The 25,940-nt window shown below is 70.2% G+C and carries 24 protein-coding genes, 2 pseudogenes and 1 other annotated feature; of the genes and pseudogenes, 20 read left to right on the top strand and 6 right to left on the bottom strand.

Annotation, left to right across the window (positions count from 1 at the left end):
- The first annotated feature begins 3 nt into the window (after positions 1-3).
- The 6 genes from JOF43_RS09530 to JOF43_RS09505 are packed head-to-tail and all read left to right on the top strand — an operon-like array spanning position 4 to position 5,410.
- Complete coding sequence (locus JOF43_RS09530; protein WP_209901497.1) at positions 4-1,281, top strand: class I SAM-dependent methyltransferase; 1,278 nt, start codon at positions 4-6, stop codon at positions 1,279-1,281.
- On the top strand, positions 1,278-2,027 hold the full coding sequence (locus tag JOF43_RS23155) for a DUF4129 domain-containing protein (RefSeq protein WP_209901495.1): 750 nt from the start codon (positions 1,278-1,280) through the stop codon (positions 2,025-2,027). The genes JOF43_RS09530 and JOF43_RS23155 overlap by 4 nt, the downstream gene beginning before the upstream one ends.
- Positions 2,024-2,530, top strand: coding sequence for a hypothetical protein (locus JOF43_RS09520; protein ID WP_209901494.1), 507 nt, complete (start codon positions 2,024-2,026; stop codon positions 2,528-2,530). Before JOF43_RS23155 ends, JOF43_RS09520 begins: the two co-directional genes overlap by 4 nt.
- Positions 2,527-3,528 carry an AAA family ATPase gene (locus JOF43_RS09515; RefSeq protein ID WP_209901492.1) on the top strand — a complete coding sequence of 334 codons (1,002 nt, stop codon included), beginning with the start codon at positions 2,527-2,529 and terminating at the stop codon, positions 3,526-3,528. Before JOF43_RS09520 ends, JOF43_RS09515 begins: the two co-directional genes overlap by 4 nt.
- Positions 3,525-4,862 carry a DUF58 domain-containing protein gene (locus JOF43_RS09510; RefSeq protein WP_209901490.1) on the top strand — a complete coding sequence of 446 codons (1,338 nt, stop codon included), beginning with the start codon at positions 3,525-3,527 and terminating at the stop codon, positions 4,860-4,862. Before JOF43_RS09515 ends, JOF43_RS09510 begins: the two co-directional genes overlap by 4 nt.
- Positions 4,862-5,410, top strand: coding sequence for a hypothetical protein (locus JOF43_RS09505; RefSeq protein ID WP_209901488.1), 549 nt, complete (start codon positions 4,862-4,864; stop codon positions 5,408-5,410). Before JOF43_RS09510 ends, JOF43_RS09505 begins: the two co-directional genes overlap by 1 nt.
- A gap of 34 nt (positions 5,411-5,444) precedes the next feature.
- Here the strand turns inward: JOF43_RS09505 and JOF43_RS09500 are convergent, their stop codons facing one another.
- From JOF43_RS09500 to JOF43_RS09490, 3 genes and pseudogenes are all read right to left on the bottom strand, one after another.
- Positions 5,445-7,019: a sulfatase family protein gene (locus tag JOF43_RS09500; RefSeq protein WP_209901486.1), complete on the bottom strand. Its 1,575-nt coding sequence runs from the start codon at positions 7,017-7,019 to the stop codon at positions 5,445-5,447.
- A gap of 84 nt (positions 7,020-7,103) precedes the next feature.
- A complete protein-coding gene (locus tag JOF43_RS09495) occupies positions 7,104-8,783 on the bottom strand; it encodes a 13E12 repeat family protein (protein ID WP_209901485.1) in 1,680 nt (559 codons plus the stop codon).
- Positions 8,784-8,999: 216 nt separating this feature from the next.
- Positions 9,000-9,203: pseudogene (locus JOF43_RS09490) on the bottom strand (IS256 family transposase); the annotation flags it as partial.
- Positions 9,204-9,326: 123 nt separating this feature from the next.
- Between JOF43_RS09490 and msrA the strand changes: the two are divergent.
- Positions 9,327-10,022, top strand: a complete 696-nt coding sequence (gene msrA / locus JOF43_RS09485) for a peptide-methionine (S)-S-oxide reductase MsrA (RefSeq protein WP_209901483.1) — start codon at positions 9,327-9,329, stop codon at positions 10,020-10,022.
- Between the two features lie 63 nt (positions 10,023-10,085).
- Here the strand turns inward: msrA and JOF43_RS09480 are convergent, their stop codons facing one another.
- Complete coding sequence (locus JOF43_RS09480; protein ID WP_209901481.1) at positions 10,086-11,027, bottom strand: aminoglycoside phosphotransferase family protein; 942 nt, start codon at positions 11,025-11,027, stop codon at positions 10,086-10,088.
- Positions 11,024-11,746, bottom strand: coding sequence for a FadR/GntR family transcriptional regulator (locus JOF43_RS09475; protein WP_209901479.1), 723 nt, complete (start codon positions 11,744-11,746; stop codon positions 11,024-11,026). Before JOF43_RS09475 ends, JOF43_RS09480 begins: the two co-directional genes overlap by 4 nt.
- A gap of 279 nt (positions 11,747-12,025) precedes the next feature.
- On the opposite strand from JOF43_RS09475, the gene JOF43_RS22980 reads away from it, so the two are divergent.
- From JOF43_RS22980 to JOF43_RS09425, 11 genes and pseudogenes are all read left to right on the top strand, one after another.
- The gene (locus JOF43_RS22980; RefSeq protein WP_342592128.1) at positions 12,026-12,778 is read left to right on the top strand and encodes an ABC transporter substrate-binding protein; all 753 of its coding nucleotides are present in this window, start codon (positions 12,026-12,028) and stop codon (positions 12,776-12,778) included.
- Entirely contained in the window at positions 12,775-13,662 is an 888-nt protein-coding gene (locus JOF43_RS22975) for an ABC transporter substrate-binding protein (protein ID WP_281065028.1), read from the top strand. Before JOF43_RS22980 ends, JOF43_RS22975 begins: the two co-directional genes overlap by 4 nt.
- A gap of 90 nt (positions 13,663-13,752) precedes the next feature.
- Positions 13,753-14,718, top strand: a complete 966-nt coding sequence (locus JOF43_RS09465) for an ABC transporter permease (protein WP_209901477.1) — start codon at positions 13,753-13,755, stop codon at positions 14,716-14,718.
- 1 nt (position 14,719) lies between these two features.
- Positions 14,720-16,795, top strand: coding sequence for a dipeptide/oligopeptide/nickel ABC transporter permease/ATP-binding protein (locus JOF43_RS09460; RefSeq protein ID WP_209901476.1), 2,076 nt, complete (start codon positions 14,720-14,722; stop codon positions 16,793-16,795).
- Complete coding sequence (locus JOF43_RS09455; RefSeq protein ID WP_209901474.1) at positions 16,792-17,583, top strand: ABC transporter ATP-binding protein; 792 nt, start codon at positions 16,792-16,794, stop codon at positions 17,581-17,583. The genes JOF43_RS09460 and JOF43_RS09455 overlap by 4 nt, the downstream gene beginning before the upstream one ends.
- A gap of 67 nt (positions 17,584-17,650) precedes the next feature.
- Positions 17,651-18,586: a dihydrodipicolinate synthase family protein gene (locus JOF43_RS09450; RefSeq protein WP_209901472.1), complete on the top strand. Its 936-nt coding sequence runs from the start codon at positions 17,651-17,653 to the stop codon at positions 18,584-18,586.
- Positions 18,579-19,526, top strand: coding sequence for an ROK family protein (locus JOF43_RS09445; RefSeq protein WP_209901470.1), 948 nt, complete (start codon positions 18,579-18,581; stop codon positions 19,524-19,526). Before JOF43_RS09450 ends, JOF43_RS09445 begins: the two co-directional genes overlap by 8 nt.
- A gap of 95 nt (positions 19,527-19,621) precedes the next feature.
- Positions 19,622-20,305, top strand: coding sequence for an N-acetylmannosamine-6-phosphate 2-epimerase (locus JOF43_RS09440; RefSeq protein ID WP_209901468.1), 684 nt, complete (start codon positions 19,622-19,624; stop codon positions 20,303-20,305).
- Positions 20,306-20,334: 29 nt separating this feature from the next.
- Complete coding sequence (locus tag JOF43_RS09435; RefSeq protein ID WP_209901466.1) at positions 20,335-21,381, top strand: sialidase family protein; 1,047 nt, start codon at positions 20,335-20,337, stop codon at positions 21,379-21,381.
- Positions 21,378-21,980: pseudogene (locus JOF43_RS09430) on the top strand (IS256 family transposase); the annotation flags it as partial. The gene JOF43_RS09435 and the pseudogene JOF43_RS09430, both read left to right, overlap by 4 nt.
- 22 nt (positions 21,981-22,002) lie before the next feature.
- A complete protein-coding gene (locus JOF43_RS09425; RefSeq protein WP_209901464.1) occupies positions 22,003-22,209 on the top strand; it encodes a hypothetical protein in 207 nt (68 codons plus the stop codon).
- Positions 22,210-22,429: 220 nt separating this feature from the next.
- Here JOF43_RS09425 and JOF43_RS09420 read toward each other — a convergent pair whose 3' ends face one another.
- Positions 22,430-23,146, bottom strand: a complete 717-nt coding sequence (locus JOF43_RS09420; protein WP_209901463.1) for a ribonuclease FAU-1 family protein — start codon at positions 23,144-23,146, stop codon at positions 22,430-22,432.
- Positions 23,147-23,533: 387 nt separating this feature from the next.
- Here JOF43_RS09420 and JOF43_RS09415 point away from each other — a divergent pair, with 387 nt between their 5' ends.
- Both JOF43_RS09415 and JOF43_RS09410 read left to right on the top strand, forming a co-directional pair.
- Complete coding sequence (locus tag JOF43_RS09415; protein ID WP_209901461.1) at positions 23,534-24,616, top strand: IS110 family RNA-guided transposase; 1,083 nt, start codon at positions 23,534-23,536, stop codon at positions 24,614-24,616.
- Positions 24,617-24,676: 60 nt separating this feature from the next.
- A protein-coding gene (locus JOF43_RS09410; protein WP_245354072.1) for an IS3 family transposase occupies positions 24,677-25,923 on the top strand; the annotation gives its coding sequence in 2 pieces (ribosomal slippage) (positions 24,677-24,962 and positions 24,962-25,923; 1,248 coding nt in all).
- Positions 24,955-25,083 (top strand) — a sequence feature (AL1L pseudoknot). (Overlaps the previous gene by 129 nt.)
- Positions 25,924-25,940: the final 17 nt, after the last annotated feature.

The following is a 25,940-nucleotide window of genomic DNA, read 5'->3' as shown; positions in this document are numbered from 1 at the left end:
GGCATGGTTCCGCGCCCCCTCGATGATCCCGATGCCGCGGTCCGTGCTCTCGAGCCGGTCCTGCAGAGCTCCGGCTGGGAGCTGCTGAACTCGCTGCCTCCCTATCGCGAGCAGGACGCCCTGCGCCAGGGCGCCCGACTGCGCGAGGCCGGTCATTCCCCGGAGCTGGTCTCCGCGGTGATGACGCAGTCGCGTCTGCGGGCCAGGGCGGCCGACAAGTTCGGCGAGTTCGCCTCGTCGATGCTGTTCACGCCGCACGGCCTCGAGCAGGCGACCCGCCTGCCGGTCGCGGCGATGCACGCGGAGCGCTTCCAGCGCGCCGACGTGGCCTCGGTCGCGGATCTCGGGTGCGGTATCGGGGGCGATGCGATGGCGCTGGCCGGCCTGGGCCTTCGGGTGCAGGCGGTGGATCGCGACCCGCTCGCCGTCGCCGTCGCCACCATGAACCTGCGCTCGTTCCCCGCGGCCACGGTGCAGCTGGGCCGGGCCGAGGGCCACGATCCCACCGAAACCGAGGGCGTCTGGCTGGACCCGGCGCGGCGGTCGCCCGCCCGGGGAGGCACCCGGCGGCTGCACGATCCCGAGGAGTACGAGCCGCCGCTGTCGACCGTCATCGATCTCGCTCACCGCCTCGGCCGTGACGGCGGGGCAGGACCGCTGGGGGCGAAGCTCGGCCCCGGCATCGACCGCGCCGCCCTGCCGAGGGGCGTCGAGACCCAGTGGCTCTCCTTCCACGGGCAGGTCCTCGAGGCCACGGCCTGGTTCGGTCCGCTCGCGAGGGAGGGCGTCACCTCCACGGCCGTGCTCATCGACCGCACGGGCGCGCACCGTCTGGACCGGGGTGAGGACGCCCCCGGCGACCCGGACCCCGGCCCCGTGGGCGATCACCTCTACGAACCCGACGGCGCGGTGATCCGCGCGGACCTCATCGGGCGCCTGGCCGAGGAACTGGGGGCGCACACGCTCGATCCGACCATCGCCTACCTCACCGGGGACCGTCGGCTCGACACGGCCTTCGCCCGCGGGTACACGGTGCGCGACGTGATGCCCTTCGGCCTCAAGCGCCTCACCGCGTATCTGCGCGAGCACCGCCTGGGAGTGCTCGAGATCAAGAAGCGCGGGACCGCGGTGGAGCCCGAGGAGCTGCGCCGCAAGCTGCGTCCGCGCCGATTCGGCGACGAGGCGGCGACCCTGATCCTCACCCGCGTCGCCGGCGAGCAGTCCATCATCATCGCGTCCCCGCACGGTGACCTCGGGACCCCCGACGGGGCGACCCCGTGAGCGGCAGAGAGCCCCGCGGCGGGAGCGCCGAGGCCGCAGTGGCGTCCGGCGGGGCGCACCGCCGGGTGCTCGCCGTGCTCCTGCTGGTCGCGGCCCTCGGCGGTATCGGTCTGGCCACCCTCGGCGCCTCCGCCGAGCGTGCCGGGGAACCCGTCTACGTCGGCGAGGCCACGCAGGAGCTGCCCAGCTTCGTCCAGCGCGAGCAGTACGAGGAGCCGGTGTGGGCCACTCCCAGCGCCCAGGAGCAGCCCCCGCGCCCGGACGGTCCGAACACCGGGGTGATCGCCACCCTCGTGGTGCTCGGGGTGATCCTCGCGATCCTCACCGCTTGGGTGGTGTACCGGATGCGCAGGCTCGCCCGCCCCGGACAGGAGATCGCGGGGGAGGCCGACGAGGACGAGCTCACCGTCACCCAGGCCCGTGCCGCCTTCGACGACGCCCGGGCCCACTTGTCGACGGTGGTCGATGCCCACGACGCGGTGATCGCGGCCTGGCTGGCTCTCGAGCGGGCCATCGCCGCGGCCGGAGTGCCTCGCCGGCCCTCTCAGACCACCCTCGAGTTCGTCGTGGCGGTGCTGGCGACCCTGCAGCTCGATCGGTCCGCGCTGGACCGGCTCGCCCATCTGTACCGTCGGGCGCTGTTCGACGCCCAGCCGCTCGCGGAGCCCGATCGCGAGGAGGCGATCGCGCTGCTCGACCGGCTCACCGCCGGCCTCGACGCCCGGATAGACGAGGACGCGCGATGATCCGGGACCTGCTGCCCCTGCTGTGGCGCCTGGGGGTCTGCGTCGGCATCGCCCTCGCAGCGGTCGGGGGCTTCGCCCTGTTCGATCTGCTGATCCCGCTGCCGGTGCCGATCGTCCTGGGCCTGGTGGGCGGGACGATCTGGTGGATCACCCGCTCCGGCGCGGCGCGCGCCGACCAGCTGGACGCCCCCGAGCTGGACCTGGACGTCGACTATGCCCTCCCCCACTCCCGGGACATGCGGGTGCGCCGCCTCGAGGACCTCCTGCACGGAGCTCAGCCGTCGCGCCGCATGACCTCGCGCGCCCTGGCCCGCACCCTCGGCGACATCGCCGACGAACGCGCCCACGACACCGGTGCGCCACCGCTCAGCGACGGATTGACCCGGGTGATCGGCCAGGCCCGCCACCCCGACGCCGAGGGTCATCCCGTCGGCCCCATCGACCGACGCACCCTGCACCGCTATCTAGGAGAGCTCGCCGCCGGCGAGGAGAGGGATCGATGAACCAGCCCACGCCCATGTCCCCTGCCGAGGCCACCGCCGCCGCCCGCCGCGTCCTCGACGCCGTCGAGACCGCCGTGGTCGGCAAGCGCGAGTCCCTCGAGATGGTGCTGACCGGGATCCTCGCCGGAGGCCACGTGCTGCTCGAGGACCTGCCGGGGCTCGGCAAGACCCTCGCCGCGCGGTCCTTCGCCCAGGCGCTCGGCCTGCCCTTCACCCGCGCCCAGTTCACCCCGGACCTGCTGCCGTCGGATCTCACCGGCGCCGAGGTGTTCGACCAGCGCACGGGCGAGTTCGTGTTCCGTCCCGGCCCGGTGTTCACGGGGCTGCTGCTGGCCGACGAGATCAACCGCACGCCCCCGAAGACCCAGTCGGCCCTGCTGGAGGCGATGCAGGAGCACCAGGTGTCCGTCGAGGGCACCACGCGCCGGCTGCCGCGGCCGTTCCACGTCCTGGCCACTGCGAATCCCATCGAGCACGAGGGCACCTACCCGCTGCCGGAGGCCCAGCTGGACCGCTTCCTGCTGCGGCTGTCCTTCGGCTACCCGACCGCGGAGCAGGAGTGGGACGTGGTCGCCCGCCGGATCGATCGCCGCCGGGAGGAACAGACGGTGGCCGAGGTGCTCGACGCCGAAGGGTTGCTCGGGGTCCAGGCCGCCGTCGAGGACGTGCACGTCGAGGACTCGGTGGGCCATTACGCCGTCGAACTCGTCGCCGCTACCCGCAGCCACCAGCACGCCCTGGTCGGGGCCTCCCCGCGTGGCACCCTCGCCCTGATCACCTGCGCGCGGGCGCTCGCCCTCATCCGAGGCCGCGGCTATGTGGTGCCCGAGGACGTCAAGTCCCTCGCGCATCCGGCGCTTGATCACCGCGTGACGGTCAAGCCTGAGCTCTGGCTGCAGAACGCCTCCGGGTCCGGCGTCGTCGATTCCGTGCTGGACCAGGTCCCGGTGCCGGCCGCCGCGGACGCCGCGCAGTCCCCGTCGGGCGCCCCGGCGTGAGCTCCTCCCCGGACCAGCAGCGGTCGGCGCCGACGGCCCCCACCGCGGCCCTGGTGCGTGCGGCGGTGATCGGCTGCGCCGCCCTCGCCCTGGCGGTGCTGACGGGGCGGCCGCTGATCATTCTGGCCGGGCTGCCGCTGCTGATGTGGACGCTGGTCGCCGTCGCCCGCCGCGTGGCGCGCGGCGAGGAGCACGGTTCGCCCTCACCTGCCGTGGTCTCCAACCGGCGCTCCCTCGAGGAGGGCGGCACCGCAGCCGTCTCGGTCACCACTGCGCCGGGTGTGCTCACGGCGGCCACGATCCCGCTGCAGCCCCATTCGCGCTTCTCGCCCCGGCACGGCTCCGCGGCGGGCGACGGGACACTGCGGCTGCGCGTCAGTGCCCAGCGCTGGGGCCGGATCCGGGTGGGTCCCGTGCATGTGCTGGTCGCCGACTCCCTCGGGGCGTTCCGGGCCCAGCACCGGCTGCCTCCGCTGGACGTGCAGGTGGTGCCGTCCTCGACGGTGCTGGAGGCGCCCGTCGAGGTGCCGACTCCGATCGGTGTCAGCGGCGTGCACCTCTCGCGTCGGCGCGGTGACGGCACCGCGCTGTCGGAAGTGCGGGCGTTCCGGCCCGGCGACCGGCTGCACCGCATCAACTGGCGCGTCTCGAACCGCACAGGGGTGCTGCACACCAATGCGACCTTCACCGAGCAGGACACCGACGTCCTCCTCGTCACCGACACCATCGCCGACGTCGCCGCGGCCCCGTGGAGCGGCGAGGACGCTCCCACCAGCCTGGACATGACGATCCGGGCGACCTCCGCCGTGGCCCGGCACTACCTGACCGCCGGGGACCGGGTCTCCGTGTTCGACATCGGGCACCTGATCGGCCCCATCCCGCCCGGCACCGGCCCGCGCCAGCTGCGCGTGCTCACCGACGCCCTCTCCCGGGCCACGCGGGAGGACGGTCGCGCCCGGCCCGCCCGCCGGCTGCGCACGATCCGGCCCGGCACACTCACCGTGGTGTGCTCCCCGCTGCTGCACGCCGAGTCCGTCACGCAGATAGGAGCGCTGGTGGCGCACGGGGCCGACGTCATCGTCGTGGACACCCTCCCGCCGAGCATCGGTGACGTGTCCGTGCTGAACGGGAAGCCACTGCGCCTGGAGGGCAAGGTCTCGGACCGTTTCTGGCCGGAGGCGTGGGCCATGCGCCGGATGCTGCGGCAGACGACCGTGCGGGAGCTGCGCGAGTCCGGGGTGCCGGTGACGCCCTGGGAGGGCCCCTCCTCGCTGGCGCCGGTGCTGCTGTCGCTGTCGGCCGCGCGGTCCGCGCCGCGGATGCGGAGGTCCTGATGCGACTGGGAAGTCTGGTCGACCCGATCGCGGGACGGCTGCTGGAGCTGCAGAAGGTCAGCGGCACGCAGTGGCTGCTGCGCCTGCTGGGCGCGGCCGCGACGCTGCTCGCCCTGTCCGTGACACTGCCGGGCGGTCTGGTACAGAATTTCGGTGCCGTGTTCGTGCTGCTGGCCGTCGCGATCTCGGTGTGCGTGCAGATGTTCCGTCCGGACAGCGATGTGGGGCTGCTGGCACCGGCGGTGATCCTCCTGGTCCTCGCCGGGCAGGGTGACCTGACCGCCCTGCGCGCCGCGGTGGTGGGGCTGGCACTGCTGGTGTCCCATTCCGCGTACGCCCTGGCCGCCACGATCCCGGTGCACGGAGTGTTCGAGCGCTCGGCGTGGCGGCTCAGCGGGCGCGGGCTGCTCATGGTGCTCGCGGCCAGCATCGTGGCGGGCCTGCTCGTCGTGGTGCTCTCGGGGATCCGGTTCGGGCCGTGGATGCTGGTCGTCGGCGCCCTCGCCGCGCTCGCGCTGTTCTACACGGTGCTTCCGCGGGCCCGGTGAGGGCGGCGCGGGCCCCGTGGAAGCGCGGCGCCCTTCACCGCCCCCAGTGCGGGCGCGGCGTCTGCGGCCCCTCGTAGGGCAGGTCCCCCACCTCGGTCTGCAGCTGGGCGAGGCGCCGCTCGAGGTTCGCGCGAGTCGCGGCATGGGCGGGGTCGTCTGCGATGTTGGTGAGCTCGGCAGGGTCGGCGGCCAGGTCGTACATCTCCCATTCCGGCTCCCGGAGTGCGTCGGAGGATCCGGGTGCCCCCATGCCGTCACCGTAGTAGTGGATCAACTTGTGGGTCTCGGTGCGGATGCCGTAATGGGCCGGCGCATCGTGGGAGGGGTCCTCGTGCTCCCAGTAGCGGTAGTACATGGCGTCGGGCCAGGACTCGCGGGTGGCGTCGTCCGCCGTCCCGTCCAGCAAGGGGAGCAGGCTGCGTCCCTGCTGGTCCGGGAGCGATGCCTCCGGGTCGAGGCCGCAGGCATCGAGCAGCGTGGCGGCCAGGTCGACGTTGGTGGCGAGCTCGTCGACGACGGATCCGGGAGCGATCTGCGCCGGCCAGCGCACCATCATCGGCATCTGCAGGGACTGGTCGAACATGAGTCGCTTGTCGAACCAGCCGTGGTCGCCGAGGAAGAAGCCCTGGTCGGAGGTGTACACCACGATCGTGTTCTCGGCGAGCCCGCGTGATTCGAGGTCGGCGAGAACCCGGCCGGTGGAGTCGTCGATCGCCTGGATGGTCTGGAGATAGTCGCGCATGTACAGCTGGTAGTTGCGGCGGGTGCGCGCCTCGCGGCGCTCCTCGCCCACGAGCTCGGGCGGCAGCGGCTGCTTGAGATCGTCCTCGGTGAGGTCGTCTGCGATGCTCATGCGCACGTCACGGACGGCGCGGCTCATGGTCGAGTGGTCGTCGAACAGGGTGTCCGGCTCGGGGATCGATCCGAGCGGGTACAGATCCGAGTGCCGGGGATGGGGGATCCAGTTGCGGTGGGGGGCCTTGTGGTGCAGCAGCAGGCAGAACGGGGCGTCGGGGTCCTTGTCCTGGGTGCGCTCGAGCCAGCCCAGTGCGAGGTCGGTGACGGTGTCTGTCGCGTAGCCGGGAACCGCCTCGTCCACGCGGTCTCCGGCGGCGTCGATCCCGTACATGACCGGGTCGTTGTACTCGCCCTGACCACGGTAGATCCGCCACTCGTCGAAGCCCTGCGGGTCGTTGCGCGTCTCGTGGCCGAGGTGCCACTTGCCGAACAGCGCGGTGCGGTATCCGCACTCGTGCAGGACCTGCGGGAACGTCCGCACCCGGTAGTCGAAGCCGGAGTAGATCGTGGCCGCCCCGTTCACGTGCGAGTAGGTGCCCGACAGGATCGTGGCGCGGCTCGGGGTGCAGATCGAGTTGGTGCAGTACAACGAGTCGAGCCGGACGCCCTGCGCGGCGATCCGGTCGAGGTTCGGCGTGGAGTTGAGCCGGCCCGAGTAGGTGCTGATCGCGTGGGCGGCGTGATCATCGGTGAGGATGAAGACGATGTTGGGGCGAGCCCCGCCGGCCCCCTCCGTGCTGGTGCTCGAGCGTGATCGCTCGGCGGCTCCGGGGGCATTGCTGCTGTCGTGCGGGATCGTCGTCGGCTCCATCGAGCCATTCTGTCATCGTCCCCGCGTACGACGGCGAGCCGATGCTCTGCCCCGGCACCCGTGGGGGCTTTCGTGCCCCTGGAGTCAGCCGGCCCGAGGCAGCGCGTCGCCGGGTTGGTCGTCATCGGACGGAGGCGAAGCGGACGGAGGCGAAGCGGGCGAGTTCGAAGCGGGCGGATGCGAGGGTGGACGCAGCGCGGGCGTGGTCGAGGTGTACCGGTGCCCGGTCGGGGTGGTGATCGTCAGGGTGCTCGCGGCTCCGTCGCCCCCGGCCTCCGAGGCGGTCTCCCAGCCGGGGATCTCCTTGACCAGGTTGAAGCGCTGGCAGTGCCCGATCCCGTTGCGAGTCGTCGTCTCGCCACCCTCGGCATGACGAGTGACGTGGTCGATGTCGTGGATGGCCGCGTCGCACCAGGGCGTGCGGCAGCGCTGATCCCTCAGCAGGATGAATCGGCGGATCGAGCCTCGGAACAGGCGCCGGCGCGGGTCGGCGGCGACCAGTTCCCCGGTGCGAGGATCGGTGTACAAGCGCCGGATCCATCGCGCGGCGTACGTGAGGTCCCGTGACGTGGGGCCCGAGGAGCCCGGTGGGCCCTCAGGGCGGGAACGTTCTTCCTGCGATGACGGAGTCGCCGTCGGCTCCTGCGGAGCTTGGTCGACCGCAGACGACACCCGATGAGCTCGGTCTGAGGACTCACCGCGGTCGACGCTCTCGGCATCGTCAGCGTACGACGGGCCCTCGCCCGCTCGGTCGCGGTGCTCGTGCTCAGGGCCGGTCAGGTCGGTGGCACTCGAGGCAGCGCTAGCCTGGTCGGTGGCAGCGGTACTCGGTTCAGGGGAGTTCCAGTGCGAGGCCGTCCGGATGCCTGCGCGGGTGGAGACGACTCCCAGAGCGATGTCGCGGGCGAGCCGGCCAGGGATCGGGTGACCGTCCATCCACGCCGTCTGATCGTCATCGTTCAGCAGCGTCGTGTCCGTCATCAGCAGGTTGACCTCGACCGGGATCTCATCGACCGTCGCGGCTCCGGTGACCCGCTCGACGAGGGTGTCGGCCATGATCTGTCCCTTGTTCCGCGCGTCACCGGAGCTCTTCGCCGACTTCGACGCCTCGGTCAAAGCCTTGAAGGTGGAGACACCCTCCTTCGTGGGCAGGACGGCGCGGAAGATCGACATGCCGTCCGGTGCCGGCCGCAACGAGGCGCGACGACCGGCCACCGCGCGCTTGGCCCGGACCACCGCGGCGACGGGGTCGAGCTCCTGAGCACGCGCTCGCGCGACCTGCCCGCTTCTCGTGGCGGTGAGCTTCGGGAGTCTCGTCTCCAGCTCCGCATCGATCAGCGCACGGTCCTCGTCATGGAGCACGACCACGTTCTTGGCGACTTCGTGCGCCGCCCATTCACTGATCTCACCGCGCTCGAGCAGACCGATGGTGCGCGGCAGGCTCTCGACGAGGACCCGATGCAGCGCCACCTGGTCGGAAGCCTGCTTCGGAGTGATGCGACGAGCGAGCCCGATCTGGTCGGCGACGCCACGACCCCGTAGTGCGCGCGCGACACCCTGGCGCCGCTGCAGCTCGACCTGCGAGTCCCGGAACGCGATCTCGGCGCGAGCCTGGGCGGCGCTGATCGCCCCCTTCATCCGCTCGAGTGCTCCGATGGAGTCGATCAGCTCCGCATCGGTGACACCCCGGAGGTCACCGCCACGGGGCGCGCGCTCACAGGCCCTGGCCAGGGAGGCGGTCCACTCCTGCAGTGCGGTCGCCATGGTCGCCTCCTCGTCATGTCCCGGGGCGATGCCCCTCGTCGAGCCTCTGTTCGTGCGTTCCCTTCCAGGGTCGTCCACGGCCAGGGGCGCGGCTATCCATCACGCGACGATGGGGATGAAGGGGCTGTGTGGAGGAAGGTCGGATCGATGTCTTCTCGGGGCATGGACCGCCGGAAAGCCCGCGGGCCTGTCAATTTGTTTGTGTAAGCGGGGTGGTCACAGGTAGGGGTTGATTCGGTCGGGGTAGGCCGCGGCGAGTTGGGCGAGGGCTTGATTCCAGTTCGTGACGATCTGGCCCTCGACGAGTCGGCCCTGGGCTTTGCGCTGGCCGGCGGGCTTGCCGTGGTCCCGAGCGCGTTCGGCAGCGCGTTTGTCTTCGATGTTGCAGATCGCTAGCCAGAGCAGCTTCACCGCCGCGTCGCCCTGCTCGTGCTGACCCCCACTCCTGCAATCCCCGCGCCTGCTATTCCCCCGCGCCGGCGCCTCGTGAGAAGCCTCCCTGCGCCCTCCCCTGTGGCAGCCGCCAGGACTAGCGTGTGCTTCATGTGGCAGATGATGGATCTCCTGTACGCGCACAAGAAGGACATGGTCGCGCCGGAGGACGCCCTGCCCGGCCGAGACCGCTACCCCTATCCCCTCGAGCGCGAGCATCTCGTGCTGGGTACCGACATGCTCGGCCCCGACTCCCCCACGGACCCCCGCCCCTGGCCCGAGGGCACCGAGGAGATCATCCTGGCGGGCGGCTGCTTCTGGGGGATCGAGCGCATCGCCTGGCAGATTCCCGGTGTGCACACGACGTCCTCGGGATACGCCGGCGGCTTCACGCCGCATCCCACCTACGAGGAGGTCTTCTCCGCGCAGACCGGCCACGCCGAGGCGGTGCGCGTCATCTACTCCGGTGGGGAGGAGACCCTTCGTGCCCTGCTCACACAGTTCTGGCAGCAGCACGACCCGACCACGGCGAATCGGCAGGGCAACGACGTGGGCACCGAGTACCGAAGCGCCGTGTACTGGACGTCGGACGCCCAGGCCGAGGTGGTCCGCGATTCCGTCGCGCGCTATCAGCAGGCCCTCGACGAGGCAGGTCGCGGCCGCATCACCACCGAGCTGAGCGCGCTGGCCGAGGCCGGTGACGGTGTCTACTACACCGCCGAGCCCGTGCACCAGCAGTACCTGCACGCCCAGCCCGGCGGTTACTGCAACCACGGTTTCAACGGCGTGGCCTGCTCCCTGGGCTGACCGCTCGGCTGGTCGCTCGCCTGGTCCCTCGCCTGATCGACCGGCCGCTCCCGGCCCAGCCCCTCACGTCAGCACCCGTGCCGCCGTGCGCAGCCACGCCTCGCTCTCCTCGGCGTATCCGAGACGGCCCAGGTGTATCCCGGTGGTGACGCGCTCCAGATGCGCCCAGGCCGCGATCCGCTCCGGTTCCAGCTCGAGCCGCCGGGCGAGTCGGCCGACGAGCTCCGTGTGCCACCGCCTGCCGGCCCCCGCACCCTCGGCCCGCTCGAGGTCGTCGATCCACTGCTGGTGGTCGCGCAGGACGACCCCGGCGTCGTACTCGGGCTCGCACCGGAATCCGTCCGGGTCGATCAGTACCTGGGCCCCCTCCCGCGCCAGGGCGTTCGAGGCATGCGGATCACCATGGACCACCACCTGGCGAGGGGCCGGGGAGGCCGCCAGCGAGAGCGCCAGCTCCCGGGCACGGCTGAGGACCGCGCCGTGGCGTGAGGAGGCGACCTGGTCGGGCGCAGCCTCGACGAGCTCGAGCAGAGATCGCGCCTTCTGATCCGGGGCGAAGGACGCCCCCACCTCCAGCGGCAGCTCCCAGGCCTGTTCGAGCAGCCCGGCGAGTACGTCGGTCTGGGCGACGGGATCAGGTGTCGTCTCCGCCAGCGTGGGTCCGAGGCGTTCCAGCAGCATCGCGCCCCGCGCGGGATCGTGGTCCAGCAGCCGTACGTAGCCGTGCCCCTCGGCCGCCTCCAGGATCCGTGCCTGCTGGTCGACGCCGGCACCGGCGCCGTCGAGCTTGAGGACCGCGCGGCGGCTCCGACCGCCGGCACCGCCCTGCAGCACCTCCAGCACCGGCAGCCCCGCGCCCGCCGGCAGCGCGCCGGTCACGGTCAGGTCCCAGCGCTCGCGCACCGCCTGCAGCCGCGCGGGGAACTCCGTGACCAGGTCCTGTGCCCACGGCGCAGCGGCCCAGGGACGCTCCTGGACCAGGGCCAGGATCTCGGCCTCTCTCACGAGAGGGCAGCGGTCCGTCCGGCCTCCGCGGCCGCGTCGAGGGTGCGCCCCAGCGGACGATAGTGCTCGTGGACGGCCGCGCGGTAGGCCTCCGCGTCACCGGCCTCGAGGGCCACCAGCATCGCCCGGTGGGCCTCGACGGTGTCCAGGATGTCCTCCGCGGGGGCGACGCCCAGCATCGGGACCGCGGTCGTGTGGATCTCCCAGAACGCCTGGGCGAGCTGACGCAGCAGCCCGTTGGGCAGATCCGCGAACAGGGCGCCGTGGAAGGCCGCGTCGGCCTCCGGGAACGGTTCGCCCTGTGCCGCCAGCTCCCTCATCTGCTCGACCAGAGCCTCGAGCTCGGGATTGACGGTGCCGCGGTAGAGATCGACGAGCTGGTCGGCGACGGAGAGGTCGATGGCGATGCGCAGCTCCACCACCTCCCGCAGGGCCCGCAGGTCGTTGCCGTCGTCCAGTCGCGCGCGGAAGATCAGACCGTTGACCAGCGGGGAGAGCGAGAGCTGCCCCACGAAGGTGCCGTGCCCGTGCCGCACCTCGACGATGTCCAGCGAGGCGAGCGTGCGCATCGCCTCGCGCACGGAGGAGCGCGAGGTCTCCAGCCGCTCGCACAGCGCGGTCTCGGTGGGCATCGGATCACCCGGCACGAGTCCCTCGGCCAGGATGAGCTCCTGGATGCGCTCGACGGCGCTGCTGCCCGCCCCCTTGATGCGAACCATGTCGTCTCCTCCCCGGCGCCCCGCCTCACGCGATGCGTCGCTCCATCGTGCCGTGTCCTGCCCGTGCGGGCCACATGTCGGCCACGACGGTCACCACGGGGACACGACGAGCGCCCAGCGGTGGCGATCACCGATCCCGTGATGTACTCTCACGAGTCATCAGACATCATACGTCTGATCTTCGCACTGCGGCGAACCCGGTCGTGCGCGAGGACGAGGTTTTCCCGACCTCGGCGCCCCGAGGCGCCGGGACCGACCCCCTGAAGGGATGTATCCACGGTGAACACGAACTCCATCGGCCGGTTCGGCCGACGCGGATTCCTCCGCAGCTCCGCCACCCTCGCCGGCGCCGCCGGGATCGTCGCGGGCATCGGTGCCTGCGCTCCGCGGGATTCCGGCTCCGGCGGCGAGGCCTCCGACGGTGGCGGCGCGCCCGCCGGCGAGGCGGACCCGAACGGCCACCTCACCGCCGCCATCAGTTACGAGCTGGGGACCAACGGCTACGACCCGATGACCACGTCGGCCGCCCTGACCGTCGCCGTCAACTGGCACGCCCTCGAGGGCCTGACCGAGCTGCATCCCGTCACCCGCGAGGTGTACGCGGCGCTGGCCACCGAGGTCCCCGGCGCCGACGGCACTAGCGTCGACGTCACGCTGCGCGACGGGGCTGTCTTCCACGACGGCTCCCCGGTGACCACCGACGACGTCGTCTTCTCCTTCGAGCGGGTGCTGGACCCGGACAACGCCTCCCTGTACGCGCAGTTCATCCCCTTCATCGAAGGCGTCGAGGCGAAGGACGACTCCACCGTCACCTTCTCCCTCGCCACTCCGACCGGCGTCTTCGCCGAGCGGCTGTCGACGGTGAAGATCGTGCCGCGGGCCGCGGTCGAGGCCGATCCGAAGGCGTTCGACTCCCGGCCCGTGGGCACCGGCCCCTGGACGATGACCGACGGCGGTGCCTCCTCCAAGATCGTCGAGTTCGAGCGCTTCGACGACTACACCGGCCCCTGCCCGCGAAGGCCGCCACCATGAGCTGGCAGATCATCCCCGACGCGGCCACCCGCACCAATGCGCTGCAGTCCCAGACGGTGCAGGTCATGGACTCGGTGCCCTACTTGTCGATCGAGCAGCTCGAGGGCACCGATGACGTCGAGTCCGTCGGCGGCTTCGGGCTGCTGTTCGCGATGTTCAACAATGCCCCGGGCAACCCCTTCCACGACGTGAAGAACCGTCAGGCATTCCTCTACGCGATCGACGTGTACAAGGTCATCGAGACCGGTCTGAGCGGGCAGGCGACGGCGGCGAGCTGCTTCGTCCAGCCCGAGCACCCGAACTACAAGGAGGCCTCCACGGTCTACTCCCTCGATGCGGAGAAGGCCAAGGCCCTGTTCGAGGAGACCGGGCTGACCTCCTTCCGGATGCTGGTCACCGACCACGGCTGGGTCCAGCAGTGCACGCCGATCATCCAGGAATCGCTGACGGCCCTCGGCATCGAGGTCACCTTCGAGCAGAAGCAGTCTGCCGACGCGTACAACACTATCGACACGAACCCCGATGCCTACGACGTGATGATCGCCCCCGGCGACCCCTCGGTGTTCGGCAACGACCCCGATCTGCTCATGCGCTGGTGGTACGGCAACGACGTCTGGACCGACAGCCGCATGCACTGGAAGGGCGAGGGCGCCTACGACGAGGTCCAAGAGCTGCTGACGCAGGGACTGGGCACCGCGGACGTCGCCGAACAGGAGAAGGTCTGGGGCCAGCTGTTCGACCTGCTCTCGCAGGAGGTGCCGCTGTACCCGCTGTTCCACCGCAAGTCGCCCACGGCCTGGGACGGCACCACCCTGGTCGACTTCACGCCGATCTCGCTGACAGGGCTGAGCCTGCTCGAGGTCGCCACCACCGAACCCGCCTGAGCAGCGCCGGGGCCGACCCGCCGTCGGCCCCGGCCCCGGGCGCTCCCGCCCTCTGTGTTCCCGTAGAACCGCCACCCACCGGAGGACCCCGTGTCCCAACTCGTCCGACTGATCGGACGGCGTCTGATCTCGCTGCCGATCATGATCCTCGGCGTCGCCCTGCTGGTGTTCGTCATCATGTCGTTCTCGCCCTCGGACCCCGCCCGCCTCGCGCTCGGGGAATCCGCCTCGCTGGACGCACTGGAGCAGTATCGCGAGCGCAACGGCCTGAACGATCCGCTCTGGCTGCGATACTTCACCTTCGTCGCGGGGCTGCTCCGCGGTGACCTCGGGACGACCAGCGGCAACGCCCCCGTCACCGAGGTCGTCGCCCAGGCCTTCCCGATCACGTTGCAGCTGACCTTCCTGGGCCTGCTCATCGCCATCGTGATCTCCGCCGTGCTCGGCGTGCTGGCGGCCCTGTTCCGCGACGGCTGGGTCGACCAGATCATCCGCGTCTTCTCCATCGCCTCGCTCGCGACGCCCTCGTTCTGGCTGGCCATCCTCATGATCCAGTGGGTCGGCGAGGTGCCCGGCGGTTGGGGGATGTTCCCGGCCCTGGTGACCAGATGGGTGCCCCTGACCGAGGATCCGGCCACCTATCTGCGCAACATCGCGCTGCCGGCGCTCGCCCTCGGGGTCCCCGTCGCCGGCTCGCTGATCCGCGTGGTCCGCACCGCGATGGTCGAGGAGCTGGACCGCGACTACGTGCGCACCGCGGTCGGCGCCGGCGTCCCCTACCCGATCGTGGTCAGCCGCAACGTGCTGCGCAACGCCCTGATCACCCCGGTGACCGTCCTCGGGCTGCGCGTCGGCTATCTCATGGGCGGCGCGACGATCATCGAGATCATCTTCAACATCCAGGCGATGGGCCAGCTCATCCTCGACGGCGTCACCCGCAACGACGTGTTCCTCGTGCAGGGCGTGACCCTCGTGGTCGCGATCGCCTTCATCGTCGTGAACATCGCCGTGGACGTGCTGTACGTCCTCATCAACCCCCGCATCAGGAGCATCTGACATGCGACCGAAGCTCGGATCCCGTCTCCGGGCCGTCAGCGGCAGCCCGCTGGCGCCCCTCACCTCCCTGCCCTGGCCCAGCCGCCTCGCCGTCGGCTTCCTGGTGGTGCTGGCCCTGGTGGCGCTCTGCGCCCCGCTCGTCGCGCCGTACAGCCCGCTGAGGAGCGGCACCCCCGTGCTGCCGCCGAGCGCCGAGAACTGGCTGGGTACGGACGCCATCGGCCGCGACATATTCTCCCGGATCGTCTACGGCGCCCGTTCCTCCCTGCTGATCGGCCTGGCCTCGACGGTGGCCGCCCTGATCGCCGCGATGGTGCTGGGCTCCTTCGCCGCCACCGCCTCGAAGCTGCCCTCCGAGATCCTGATGCGGGCGCTCGACGTGATCATGTCGTTCCCCGGCATCTCCCTGGCCGCCGTGTTCGTGGCCGTCTTCGGCACTTCGCTGCCGGTGCTGATCTTCGCAATCGGCTTCCTCTACGTGCCGCAGCTGGCCCGCATCGTCCGCGCCAACGTGCTCTCGCAGTTCGGCGAGGACTACGTGGCGGCCTCCCAGGTGATGGGCGCCTCCACCCCCTGGATCCTGGTCAAGCACGTGGCCCGCAACTGCATCGCCCCGATCATGGTGTTCGCGACCGTGCTGGTCGCCGATGCGATCGTGCTCGAGGCCTCGCTGTCCTTCATCAACGCGGGCGTCCAGCCGCCGGCGCCCTCCTGGGGCAACATCCTGGCCGACGGCAAGCAGCTGCTGCTGTCGGGCTACTGGTGGCCGACGTTCTTCCCGGGACTGGCGATCCTGCTGACCGTGCTCGCCCTGAACATCCTCTCCGAGGGGCTCACCGACGCCATGGCCAGCCCGCGGATCCGCTCGAAGGCCGACGTCGAGGCCGACGAGGAGGCGATGCTCGACGCGGAGGGGACCGCGGGAGCCGCGGGGCGCGACGGAGACGACGGAGCCGCGGGGGCCGACGGGGCCGACGGATCTGGCGGAGCCCCGCGTCACGAGGTGCTCGGGGCGGTCGGCGAGCAGACCTCGCACCGGCTGCTGGTCGACTCCCTCGCCGCCCTGCGCCGGGCGGAGCTCACCCGGCCGGAGCGCCCCGTGGTCGATGAGTCCCTGCCCCCGCTGCTGCGGGTCGAGGACCTGCACATCTCCTTCCCGGAGGCCCATGGCGAGATCGACATCCTCGACGGGATCTCCTTCGAGGTCCGTCCGGGCGAGACCATGGGCCTGGTCGGCGAGTCCGGCTCCGGCAAGTCCGTGGCCTCCCTGGCGGTGATGGGGCTGCTGCCCAGCACCGCGCGCATCAGCGGCACGGTCGAGCTCGATGGCGTCGACCTGCTGTCGCTGCCGTCGAAGCAGCTCAACGCCCTGCGCGGCCATGAGATCGCGATGATCTACCAGGACGCACTGAGCTCGCTGAACCTCTCGATGCTGATCCGCTCCCAGATGGCGCAGTTGACCCGCCGCGGCGGGACCCGCAGCGCCGAGGAGCTGCTCGAGCTGGTGGGGCTGGAGCCCGAGCGCACCCTGTCGGCCTACCCGCACGAGCTCTCGGGCGGCCAGCGGCAGCGCGTGCTCATCGCCATGGCCCTGACCCGCGACCCGAAGCTGGTGATCGCCGACGAGCCGACCACCGCCCTCGACGTCACCGTGCAGAAGCAGGTCGTGGACCTGCTGAACCGTCTGCGCGAGGAGCTCGGCTTCGCGATGGTCTTCGTCAGCCACGACCTGGCGCTGGTCGCCCAGCTCGCCCATCGCGTGACGGTCATGTACGCCGGGCAGGTGATCGAGCAGGGTGCCACCCACGAGATGCTCATCGACCCGCGCCACGAGTACACCCGGGGCCTGCTGGGATCGGTGCTGTCGATCGAGTCCGGGGCCGAGCGGCTCCACCAGGTCGCCGGTACCGTCCCGTCCCCGCGGGACTTCGCCGACGGCGACCGCTTCGCGCCTCGCTCGTTGGACCCGGCTGCCGATCCCACCCAGCGCCCGGAGCTGTTGGAGATCGGCACCTCCGGTCACCGCGTGGCCAGCACCGGGGCCGTCCCTGCTCCCCTCGAAGGAGACCTGCGATGACCGAGTCCACCCCCACCATCGAGCTGCGGGACGTGCACGTGGTGCACAAGCTGCGCACCGGCAGCATGCTGCACCCCGACACCATCCGCGCGGTCGACGGGGTGAGCGTGTCGGTGCGTCGCGGCGAGGTGCTCGGCATCGTCGGTGAATCCGGCTCCGGGAAGTCGACCCTGGCCCGGGTGATGACCGGACTGCAGAGCGTGACCAGTGGTTCCGTCCTGTTCGACGGTCGGCCCATGCAGCGTGGCCGGGCCCGACGCAAGGAGCTGGGCCGCACCGTCTCGGTGGTCTTCCAGGACCCCTCGACCGCCCTGAACCCGCGGCTGCCGGTGCGGGAGACGCTGATGGACCCGCTGCGTGTGCACGGCATCGGCACCGAGCGGGAACGGCTCGCCCGCGTCCAGGAGCTGCTGCACCTGGTGGGCCTGCCCCAGTCCGCCCTCGAGGTGCTGCCGCGGCAGATCTCCGGTGGGCAGCGCCAGCGCGTCGCGATCGCCCGCGCGCTGGCCCTGGAGCCGCAGATCATCGTCGCCGACGAGCCCACCAGTGCCCTCGACGTGTCGGTGCGCGCCCAGGTTCTGAACCTGCTGATGGACCTCAAACGCGAGCTCGGGCTGGGTCTGGTGTTCATCTCGCACGACATCAGCACCGTCCGCTTCGTCTCCGACTCGATCATCGTCATGAACCACGGGAAGGTCCTCGAGCACGACTCCGCGCAACGGATCTTCACCGATGCGCAGGACGAGTACACCCGCTCCCTGCTCGCCGCCGCGCCGTCATTGCTGTGACCGGTCCGACCGCCCCGTCCGCACCTCCCCCGATCCCGCACCCGTCCACCGAAGGAGCACCCCAGTCATGACCACCCCCACTCTCTCCGGCGTCGTCCCGCCGCTGCTCACCCCGCTGACCGCCGACGGGGACCTCGACCTCCCCTCGCTCGAGCGACTGGTCTCGCGTCTGCTCGACGCGGGCGTCGACGGTCTCTTCGCCCTCGGCTCCAGCGGCGAGGTGGCCTTCTTCGACGACGCCCTCCGCGCCCGGGTACTCGAGGCGGTCACCGGCCTCGTCGCCGGGCAGGTGCCGGTCATCGCCGGCGTCATCGACATGCAGACCCATCGCGTGATCCAGCACCTGAGCGCGGCCGCGCGCTTCGACCTCGCCGGGTACGTCGTCACCGCGCCGTTCTACGCGATCACCGGGCCCCAGGAGATCGACACCCACTTCCGGGAGGTCGCGGCCGCCGCGGACGCTCCGATCTGGGCCTACGACATCCCCGTGTGCGTGCACACCAAGCTCGATCCCACGCAGCTGCTGCGGCTCGGACAGGACGGCGTGATCGCCGGGGTCAAGGACTCCAGCGGGGACGACGTCTCCTTCCGTCGCCTGACGGCCTCGAACCGGGCGGCCGGCTCCCCGCTGACCCTGATGACCGGGCACGAGGTCGTCGCCGACGGCGCCTACCTCGCCGGGGCCGACGGCTGCGTGCCCGGCCTGGGCAACGTCGATCCGGCCGGGTACGTGCGGATGCATCGTGCCGCCGGCGAGGGCGACTGGGAGCAGGTGCGCCGGGAGCAGGACCGTCTGGCCGCGCTGTTCGAGATCGTCTTTCAGCCCACCGGCAAGGTGGGCCCGGCCGCGGGCGTGGGTGCCTTCAAGACCGCGCTGCGCGAGCTCGCTGTGTTCTCGAGCAATGTCATGACCTCCCCGATGTCGCCGATCGAGGGAGAAGCCGTCGAGCGGATCCGCGCGATCCTCGCGCAGACGGGGCTGCGGGACGGCGCCGATGCCTGATCCGGTCCTCGCTCTCGACCTCGGGGGCACCAAGATCCGTGCCGCCCTGGTCACCGGGGCGGGCACCGTCGACGGAGCGACGGCGACCCCGCGCCTCGAGCGCGTCGCCACCGTGCCCACACCCGCGGCCGACGGCTCCGCAGCGATCCTCGGTGCCGCCCTCGGCCTCGCCGAGCAGGTGCGCGACGGGGCAGCGATCGAGGCCGTGGGGATCTCCTCGGCCGGGGTGATCGACACCCTACGCGGCAGCGTCACCCACGCCACCGGATCGCTGGCCGGCTGGGCCGGGACGGCGCTCGCCCCGGTCTTCTCCGAGCACTTCGCGGTGCCGGTCGGCGTGCTGAACGACGTGCACGCCCACGGGATCGGCGAGGCCCGCTTCGGGGTCGGCCGCGACCGCGGTTCCCTGCTGCTGGTCGCCGTCGGCACCGGGATCGGCGGCTGTCACCTGATCGGCGGCTCCCCCGTGCTGGGCTCCCGCGGCGCCGCGGGGCACATCGGTCATCTGGCCGTGCCCGAGGCCGAGGGCGTGCCCTGCCCCTGCGGCCGCGTCGGCCACCTGGAGGGCCTCGCCTCCGGTCCGGGCATCGTGGGCCTGGCCGGACGTCTCGGGGCCGACGTCGCGATCACCGATGGGCACGGCCTCGCGCGGGCCGCGCGAGAGGGCGGCGAGGCGGCGCGGGAGGCCTATCGCCTGGCCGGCTTCGCGACCGGTCGTGCCCTCGGCGGGCTGCTCAACGTGCTGGACGCAGAAGTCGTGGCCCTGACCGGTGGGGTGAGCGAAGCCGAGAGCCCGTGGCGCGATGCCGTCGCGGACGGCCTCGCCCACGATGCCATGGACGTCGTGGCGGACACTCCGGTCCTGTCCGCTCGTGCCGGTACCCACGCCGCGCTGCTCGGTGCCGCTGCCCGCGCCATCGACGCGCAGCACCCGTCCTGACCCGCCCGTCCGACCGTCCGCTCGTCCTCGTCCTCGTCGTCCTTCGTCGTCCTTCGTCGTCCTTCGTCGTCCTTCGTCGTCGCGAAAGGTCCCCCATGCATCCTCTGATCGCCCCGCTCGAGGGCACGCTGATCGTCTCCTGCCAGGCCTACCCCGGCGAACCCCTGCGCGACCCGGCCACCACGGCCCAGATCGCCACCGCCGCCCAGACCGGCGGCGCCACCGCCATCCGCGCCCAAGGCCTCGAAGACATCCACGCCGTCAAGAACGCCGTCGACGTCCCCGTCATCGGCATCTGGAAAGACGGCACCGACGAAGTGTTCATCACCCCCACCCTCGAACACTGCCTCGCCGTCCTCGACGCCGGCTCCGACATCCTCGCCCTCGACGGCACCACCCGTCCCCGCCCCGACGGCCGCACCCTCACCGAAACCGTCCACGCCCTCCGCGAACACTTCGACGGCCCCCTCATGGCCGACTGCGACTCCCTCGACTCCGCCCTCGCCGCAGCCAACGCCGGCATCGAACTCATCGGCACCACCCTCGCCGGATACACCACCACCCGCCCCAAGACCACCGGACCCGACCTCGAACTCCTCACCGCCCTCGCCGAACACCTCCCAGAAACCTCCGCCCTGATCGCCGAAGGCCGCATCCACACCCCCACCCAGGCCGCCGCCTGCCGCGAAGCCGGAGCATTCGCCATCACCGTCGGCACCGCCATCACCCACCCCACCACCCTCACCACCTGGTTCCACGACGCCATCACCCGAGCCTGAGACCCGAAGGATCGACGAAGGAGCATTCGATGGAGAACCCCCTGACCCGACGCGGCCTGCTCGGCACGGCCGCTGCCATGACCGCACTCGGCGCCGGCACCGCCACCGCCGGTGCCCTGCCCCCGCCGAAGCAGAACGGCCGCCGCCACGGCGTCTACGAGGAGCAGGTCCTCGCCGCCCCCGGCGACTACGGCGTGGCCAACTTCCGCATCCCCGCCCTCGCCGTGGTCCCCAACGGCGATCTGCTCGTCGGGTACGACAAGCGTCCCGTCCACGGGGATGCGCCCGCCCCGAACTCCATCTGGCAGCGCCGCTCCCGGGACGGCGGGCGCACCTGGGACGAGCCCACCGTCGTCCACCAGGGCAACGAATCCGACGTCCCCGCGGAGAAGCTCGGCTACTCCGACCCCTCCTACGTCGTGGACACCGAGGCCGGGATCATCTACAACTTCCACGTGTTCTCCAAGGACACCGGCGTGTGGAACTCCGCCTACGGCAACGACGACGAGGACCGCCAGGTGCTCAGCGCCGCGCTCTCGGTCAGCCACGACAGCGGCGAGACCTGGGAGCACCGCTGTCTCACAGAGGTCGTCAAGCCCGCGGACTGCCGGGCGACCTTCGCCACCTCCGGTGCCGGTATCCAACTGCGCTTCGGGAAGCATGCCGGTCGCCTGGTCCAGCAGTACGCCGGGTTCTTCCGCGGCACCGGGGCCGACGAGATCGTCCAGGCGTACTCCGTCTACTCCGACGACCACGGCGCGACCTGGACCATGGGCACCCCCGTCGGCACCGAGATGGACGAGAACAAGGTCGTCGAGCTCTCCGACGGGACGCTCATGATGAACTCCCGCGAGCACGTGCGCACCGGACACCGCTGGGTGGCGCTCAGCGACGACGGCGGCAAGACCTGGGAGGGCCTGCATCGTGACCCGTCGCTCCAGGACCCGGGTAACAACGCGCACATCACCCGCGCGTACCCGGACGCCCCGCAGGGTTCGGACACGGCAGGGTGGCTGCTGTTGTCGCACGCGGACAACCCGCCCGACGAGCGTGTGAACGGCACGATCGAGCGCTGATCGTGTGCTGCGACGGGCTGAAAGGCCTCCCCGAGGCGATCGAGGCGACCTGGCCGGACTCGATGGTCCAAACCTGCGTGGTCCACCTGATCCGAGCCTCGATGCGGTTCGTCGCCTACCAGGACCGCAAGAAAGTCGCCGCTGCGCTCAAGCCGATCTACACCGCGCCCAGCGAGGACGTCGCCCGGCAGGCGCTGGCCGAGTTCGAAGCCTCCAACCTCGGACAGAAGTACCCCTCAACCGCTGCGACCTGGGCAAACTCGTGGGAGCGGTTCATTCCGTTCCTGCAGTTCCCGCCGATGCTCCGCAAGGTCATCTACACGACCAACAGCATCGAGTCGCTGAACTTCCAACTACGGAAGGTGACCAAGAACCGCGGCCACTTCCCCTCCACGGACGCGGCGGTGAAGCTGCTCTGGCTAGCGATCTGCAACATCGAAGACAAACGCGCTGCCGAACGCGCTCGGGACCACGGCAAGCCCGCCGGCCAGCGCAAAGCCCAGGGCCGACTCGTCGAGGGCCAGATCGTCACGAACTGGAATCAAGCCCTCGCCCAACTCGCCGCGGCCTACCCCGACCGAATCAACCCCTACCTGTGACCACCCCGCTTACACAAACAAATTGACAGGCCCCGCGCGCCGCATCGGAGCTGACGTCTTCCTACATCACCTGACCACATCCATCGACGAATCCTCCCGACGGGCCGAGATCCGCATGGAGTCGGAGTCGGCATTCTCCCATCCGGTGGACCGAGCCGGCAATGAACATCTGGCCGAGCTGCTCGAGGAGCCATCAATCGATGAAGGTCTGACAATCATCACGCACTGAACAGTGAGCTATCACCACAGGGCACCTGTACCTCGCATGAGCGAGTGCGTCATGAACGGTCGGTAGCAGGAGGCGCCTGCGGCCTCAGCCACTGCCAGATCCCCTGAGCCCGTCCTCCAGCAAGTCGCGCGAGAAGGTTCGCAACAGCCTCTTCAGGAGAGAGTGCTCGTACTCGTCGCCCACGCCTATTTGTGCAGTTGATGTTCCTGTCGAGGTGCTGCTAAGTCAGGTGTCGCCAGCCATCCGCCAGTGAGGAGGGTTGCGCATCGCGTGGGGGAGCCCAGGTGCTCCATTTCCTCTCTTCGTCGAGTCCGGCCGAGCTCATTGCCTCCGACAAAGTTTGCCCGACCTCGCGAATGCTCTCGGCTTGCTCAATGGTGTAGACCCCCTGGTCGACGAACCAATCAAGCTCGTCCTCATCCTTGAGCTTCACTTCCCAGTCGTCGGTTCCGGGCATGCCGTCAGCAACGACGTCGAGCGTCCAGTCCTGGGTGTCGTAGCCCATCTCAGTTCGCCTCCATGGCGCCTCCAGATTTCCGTACCAGGCTCGACTCCAGTCATGGCCGTCATGGAACCGCCAGATCGACCAGCACTGTCCGCGTTGATGAATCCTGACCACGGACTCGCCGTCCCAGACCCCGAGGGTGTAGGAACCATTCCAGAGCGAATCGATGATGTTGCGACCTCGCGGCCCCGCGCGCTCCCCAGCTCTCTCAGCTTTGTCCGAGCCTGAGATCGACGCGACCACCGTCATTTCATCATCGTCGTGCAGGACGACCCCGGCAACGGCGAACCCCACCGCGCGTCGCCCGGGGACACCTTCCACACTGCGGATCGTCACCTCGCTCCCGACCGGATGGGGCCCGGGCTCGAGATCGTCGTGGCCGACCCGTAGAGACTCCGGCGCTCCGTTTCGACCTACTCCGTTGTGTGTCATCCAAGCAATCTACCGTCCCAACCTTGTCTGTCGCCGGCGCTCGAGTGCTAGATGGATCTGCTGCGCCATTGAGGTATGAATCGCCTGTAAGTGTTCGTGGTGGCCGGCCCGGGGCTGGCTGGCAGGGTTGGTGCTGGTAGCCCGGCGCCCGTCGTGACTCCTGAATCGGCTGACCCCTACGGGGTGTCATTCCCGGGATCTGTCCGGCGGGGGCCGGGTGCCGGCGCCAGCCCTGGCCCACCACGATGGCTTGATCAGAAGCATGTCCACCGCCGGAATCACGATCCCGGCGGCGTGGCTCATTACAGGCCCGCCTCGTAGTGACTCTCATCCTGGGCCGACGCCGGCAACGACGTCCCGTCCCAGCGATTCGAGAGGAACATCGTCATGAACAGTCTGCCTGCCACCGTAGGGGACTTCTACCGATATGTCGTCGGAGTCGACACCCACGCCGCAACCCACTCCTACGCGATCATCAAGGCCCCGAACGGCGGTCTCATCGATCAGAACGTCTTCCCGACCAGCCCTGCAGGGCTGCGACGCGCACGAGACTGGATCTCACGCCGAACCGAAGGCGACCTCGACGATGTGCTGATCGCCGCGGAAGGAACTGGCTCCTACGGGGCAGTTCTCAGCGACGTGCTGCAACAAGCGGGGTACCGAGTCGTCGAGGCACCGACCCCGCGTCGTGCACGAGCCCGAAGCAAGACTGACGCCCTCGACGCGATGCTCGCCGCCCGATCGAGTCTCGTCATGCCGTTGACGAAGTTGCGAGATCGTCGCGCCGGTGAGCTGCAGTCGGCGCTTCAGGTGCTCACGGGTGCCCGCGACCAGCACAACGCCGACAGATTGCGGTGCATCAACGCGCTCACCGCCCTCGTTCGGACCCACGACCTCGGCATCGGCGCCCGCCGAGCCTTGACCGGAACGCAGATCGCGACGATCGTGAGCTGGCGTCGCCGCGAGGAAACACTCGGCGCAGCAACCGCCCGCGCTGAAGCGACACGCCTCGCGAAGCGGATCACGACGCTCGAGAACGACCTCGCCGAGAACCGTGAACAGATCACTCGCATCGTGGAGACCACGGCTCCCGAGTTGCTGGACTTGCCAGGAGTCGGCGCGGTTACCGCAGCCGTGATCTTGACGGTCTGGTCGCACCCCGGGCGAATACGCAACGAGGCCGCATTCGCCATGATCGGAGGAATCTGTCCGATCCCGGCTTCCTCGGGCAACACCACGAGGCATCGCCTCAACCGCGGTGGGGACCGACGGCTGAACCGCGCGCTGAACACCATCGTGCTCACCAGGATGCGCACCGACCCTGCCACCCGCGCCTACATCGAACGGCGCCAAAGCGAGGGCAAGACATCCAGAGAGATCCGACGCTGCCTCAAGCGCTACATCAGCCGCCAGATCTTCCGATCGCTCGCAGTTGCCCACCCCGCCCCGGACGCCGCCGCCGCGGCTTGACACAACATAGAAGCATCCCGGGTCTGGTGGAGGCTCTGAATCCACGGGAGGATGAGGAACATGGCAGCACCGAGGAAGTACCCGGACGAGCTTCGGGAAAGAGCCACGAGGATGGCTGTTCAGGCGCGACGGGATCCATCGACGAGGTCGGGCACGTTCCGTCGTGTGGGCGAGCAGCTCGGGATCAATCCCGAGACTCTGAGGAACTGGGTCGTGCAGGCCGAGGTCGACGAGGGATACCGTCCCGGAACCACGACTAGCGAGTCCCAGCGCTTGATCGAACTGGAGAAGGAAGTGCGTGAGCTGCGCCGGGCGAACTCGATCCTGAGGTCGGCCTCGGCTTTTTTCGCGGCGGAGCTCGACCGCCCACAGCGTTGATCGTGGAGTACATAGACCAGCACAAGCATGAGTTCGGCGTCGAGCCGATCTGTCGGACGCTGACCGCAGCGGGTACGCAGATCGCGCCGAGCACGTACTACGCGAGCAAGGCCCGCCCGCCCTCGAAGCGAGCACTGCGCGACGAGGAGCTACTGGTCGATATCGGCCGGGTCCACTCCGCGAACTTCAGCGTCTACGGGGCAAAGAAGGTCCATGCGCAGTTGCGGCGGGAGGGCATCTCGGTGGCGCGCTGCACGGTCGAGCGACTCATGCGCGTCGCAGGGCTACGTGGGATCAGCCGGTCCAAAGGCCCGCGCACCACGATCCCCGGTCGCGGTCCGGATTGTCGTCCTGACCTGGTCGAACGGGACTTCACGGCAACCGCTCCGAACCAGTTGTGGGTCGCGGACATCACCTACTGCCGAACCTTCGCCGGCTGGGTGTATGCGGCGTTCATCATCGACGTGTTCTCCCGCCGCGTGGTCGGCTGGCAGCTGTCGAAATCGCTGCGGACAGATCTTGCGCTGAACGCGTTGGAGATGGGCATCTGGACCCGCGATCACGCAGGCCAGGCCGTCACCGGGCTCACGCATCACAGCGATAAGGGCGTTCAATACGTCGCCATCCGCTACACCGAGCGACTTGCCGAGGCCGGCGCGGTCGCCTCGGTCGGTTCCACCGGCGACTCGTATGACAACGCCCTGGCCGAGGCCTTCAACTCGCTGTTCAAGGCCGAACTGGTCCGCAACCGCGGGCCCTGGAAGAACATCGACGACCTCGAGATCGCGACCGCAGAGTACATCGACTGGTTCAACCACCGGCGTCTGCACGGCGAGATCGGCATGATCCCGCCCGTCGAGCTCGAGGACACCTACCATCACAACCACCCCGCACCGGCACCCGCCGACGCGGCACTTGCGAGCCTCTAACAAACCCGGGATGCTTC

The sequence above is a fragment of the Brachybacterium sacelli genome, assembly GCF_017876545.1.
GTDB classification, from domain to species: domain Bacteria; phylum Actinomycetota; class Actinomycetes; order Actinomycetales; family Dermabacteraceae; genus Brachybacterium; species Brachybacterium sacelli.
Note: the sequence above shows the minus strand (reverse complement) of the source record. Positions and strands in the feature narration are given on the sequence as shown.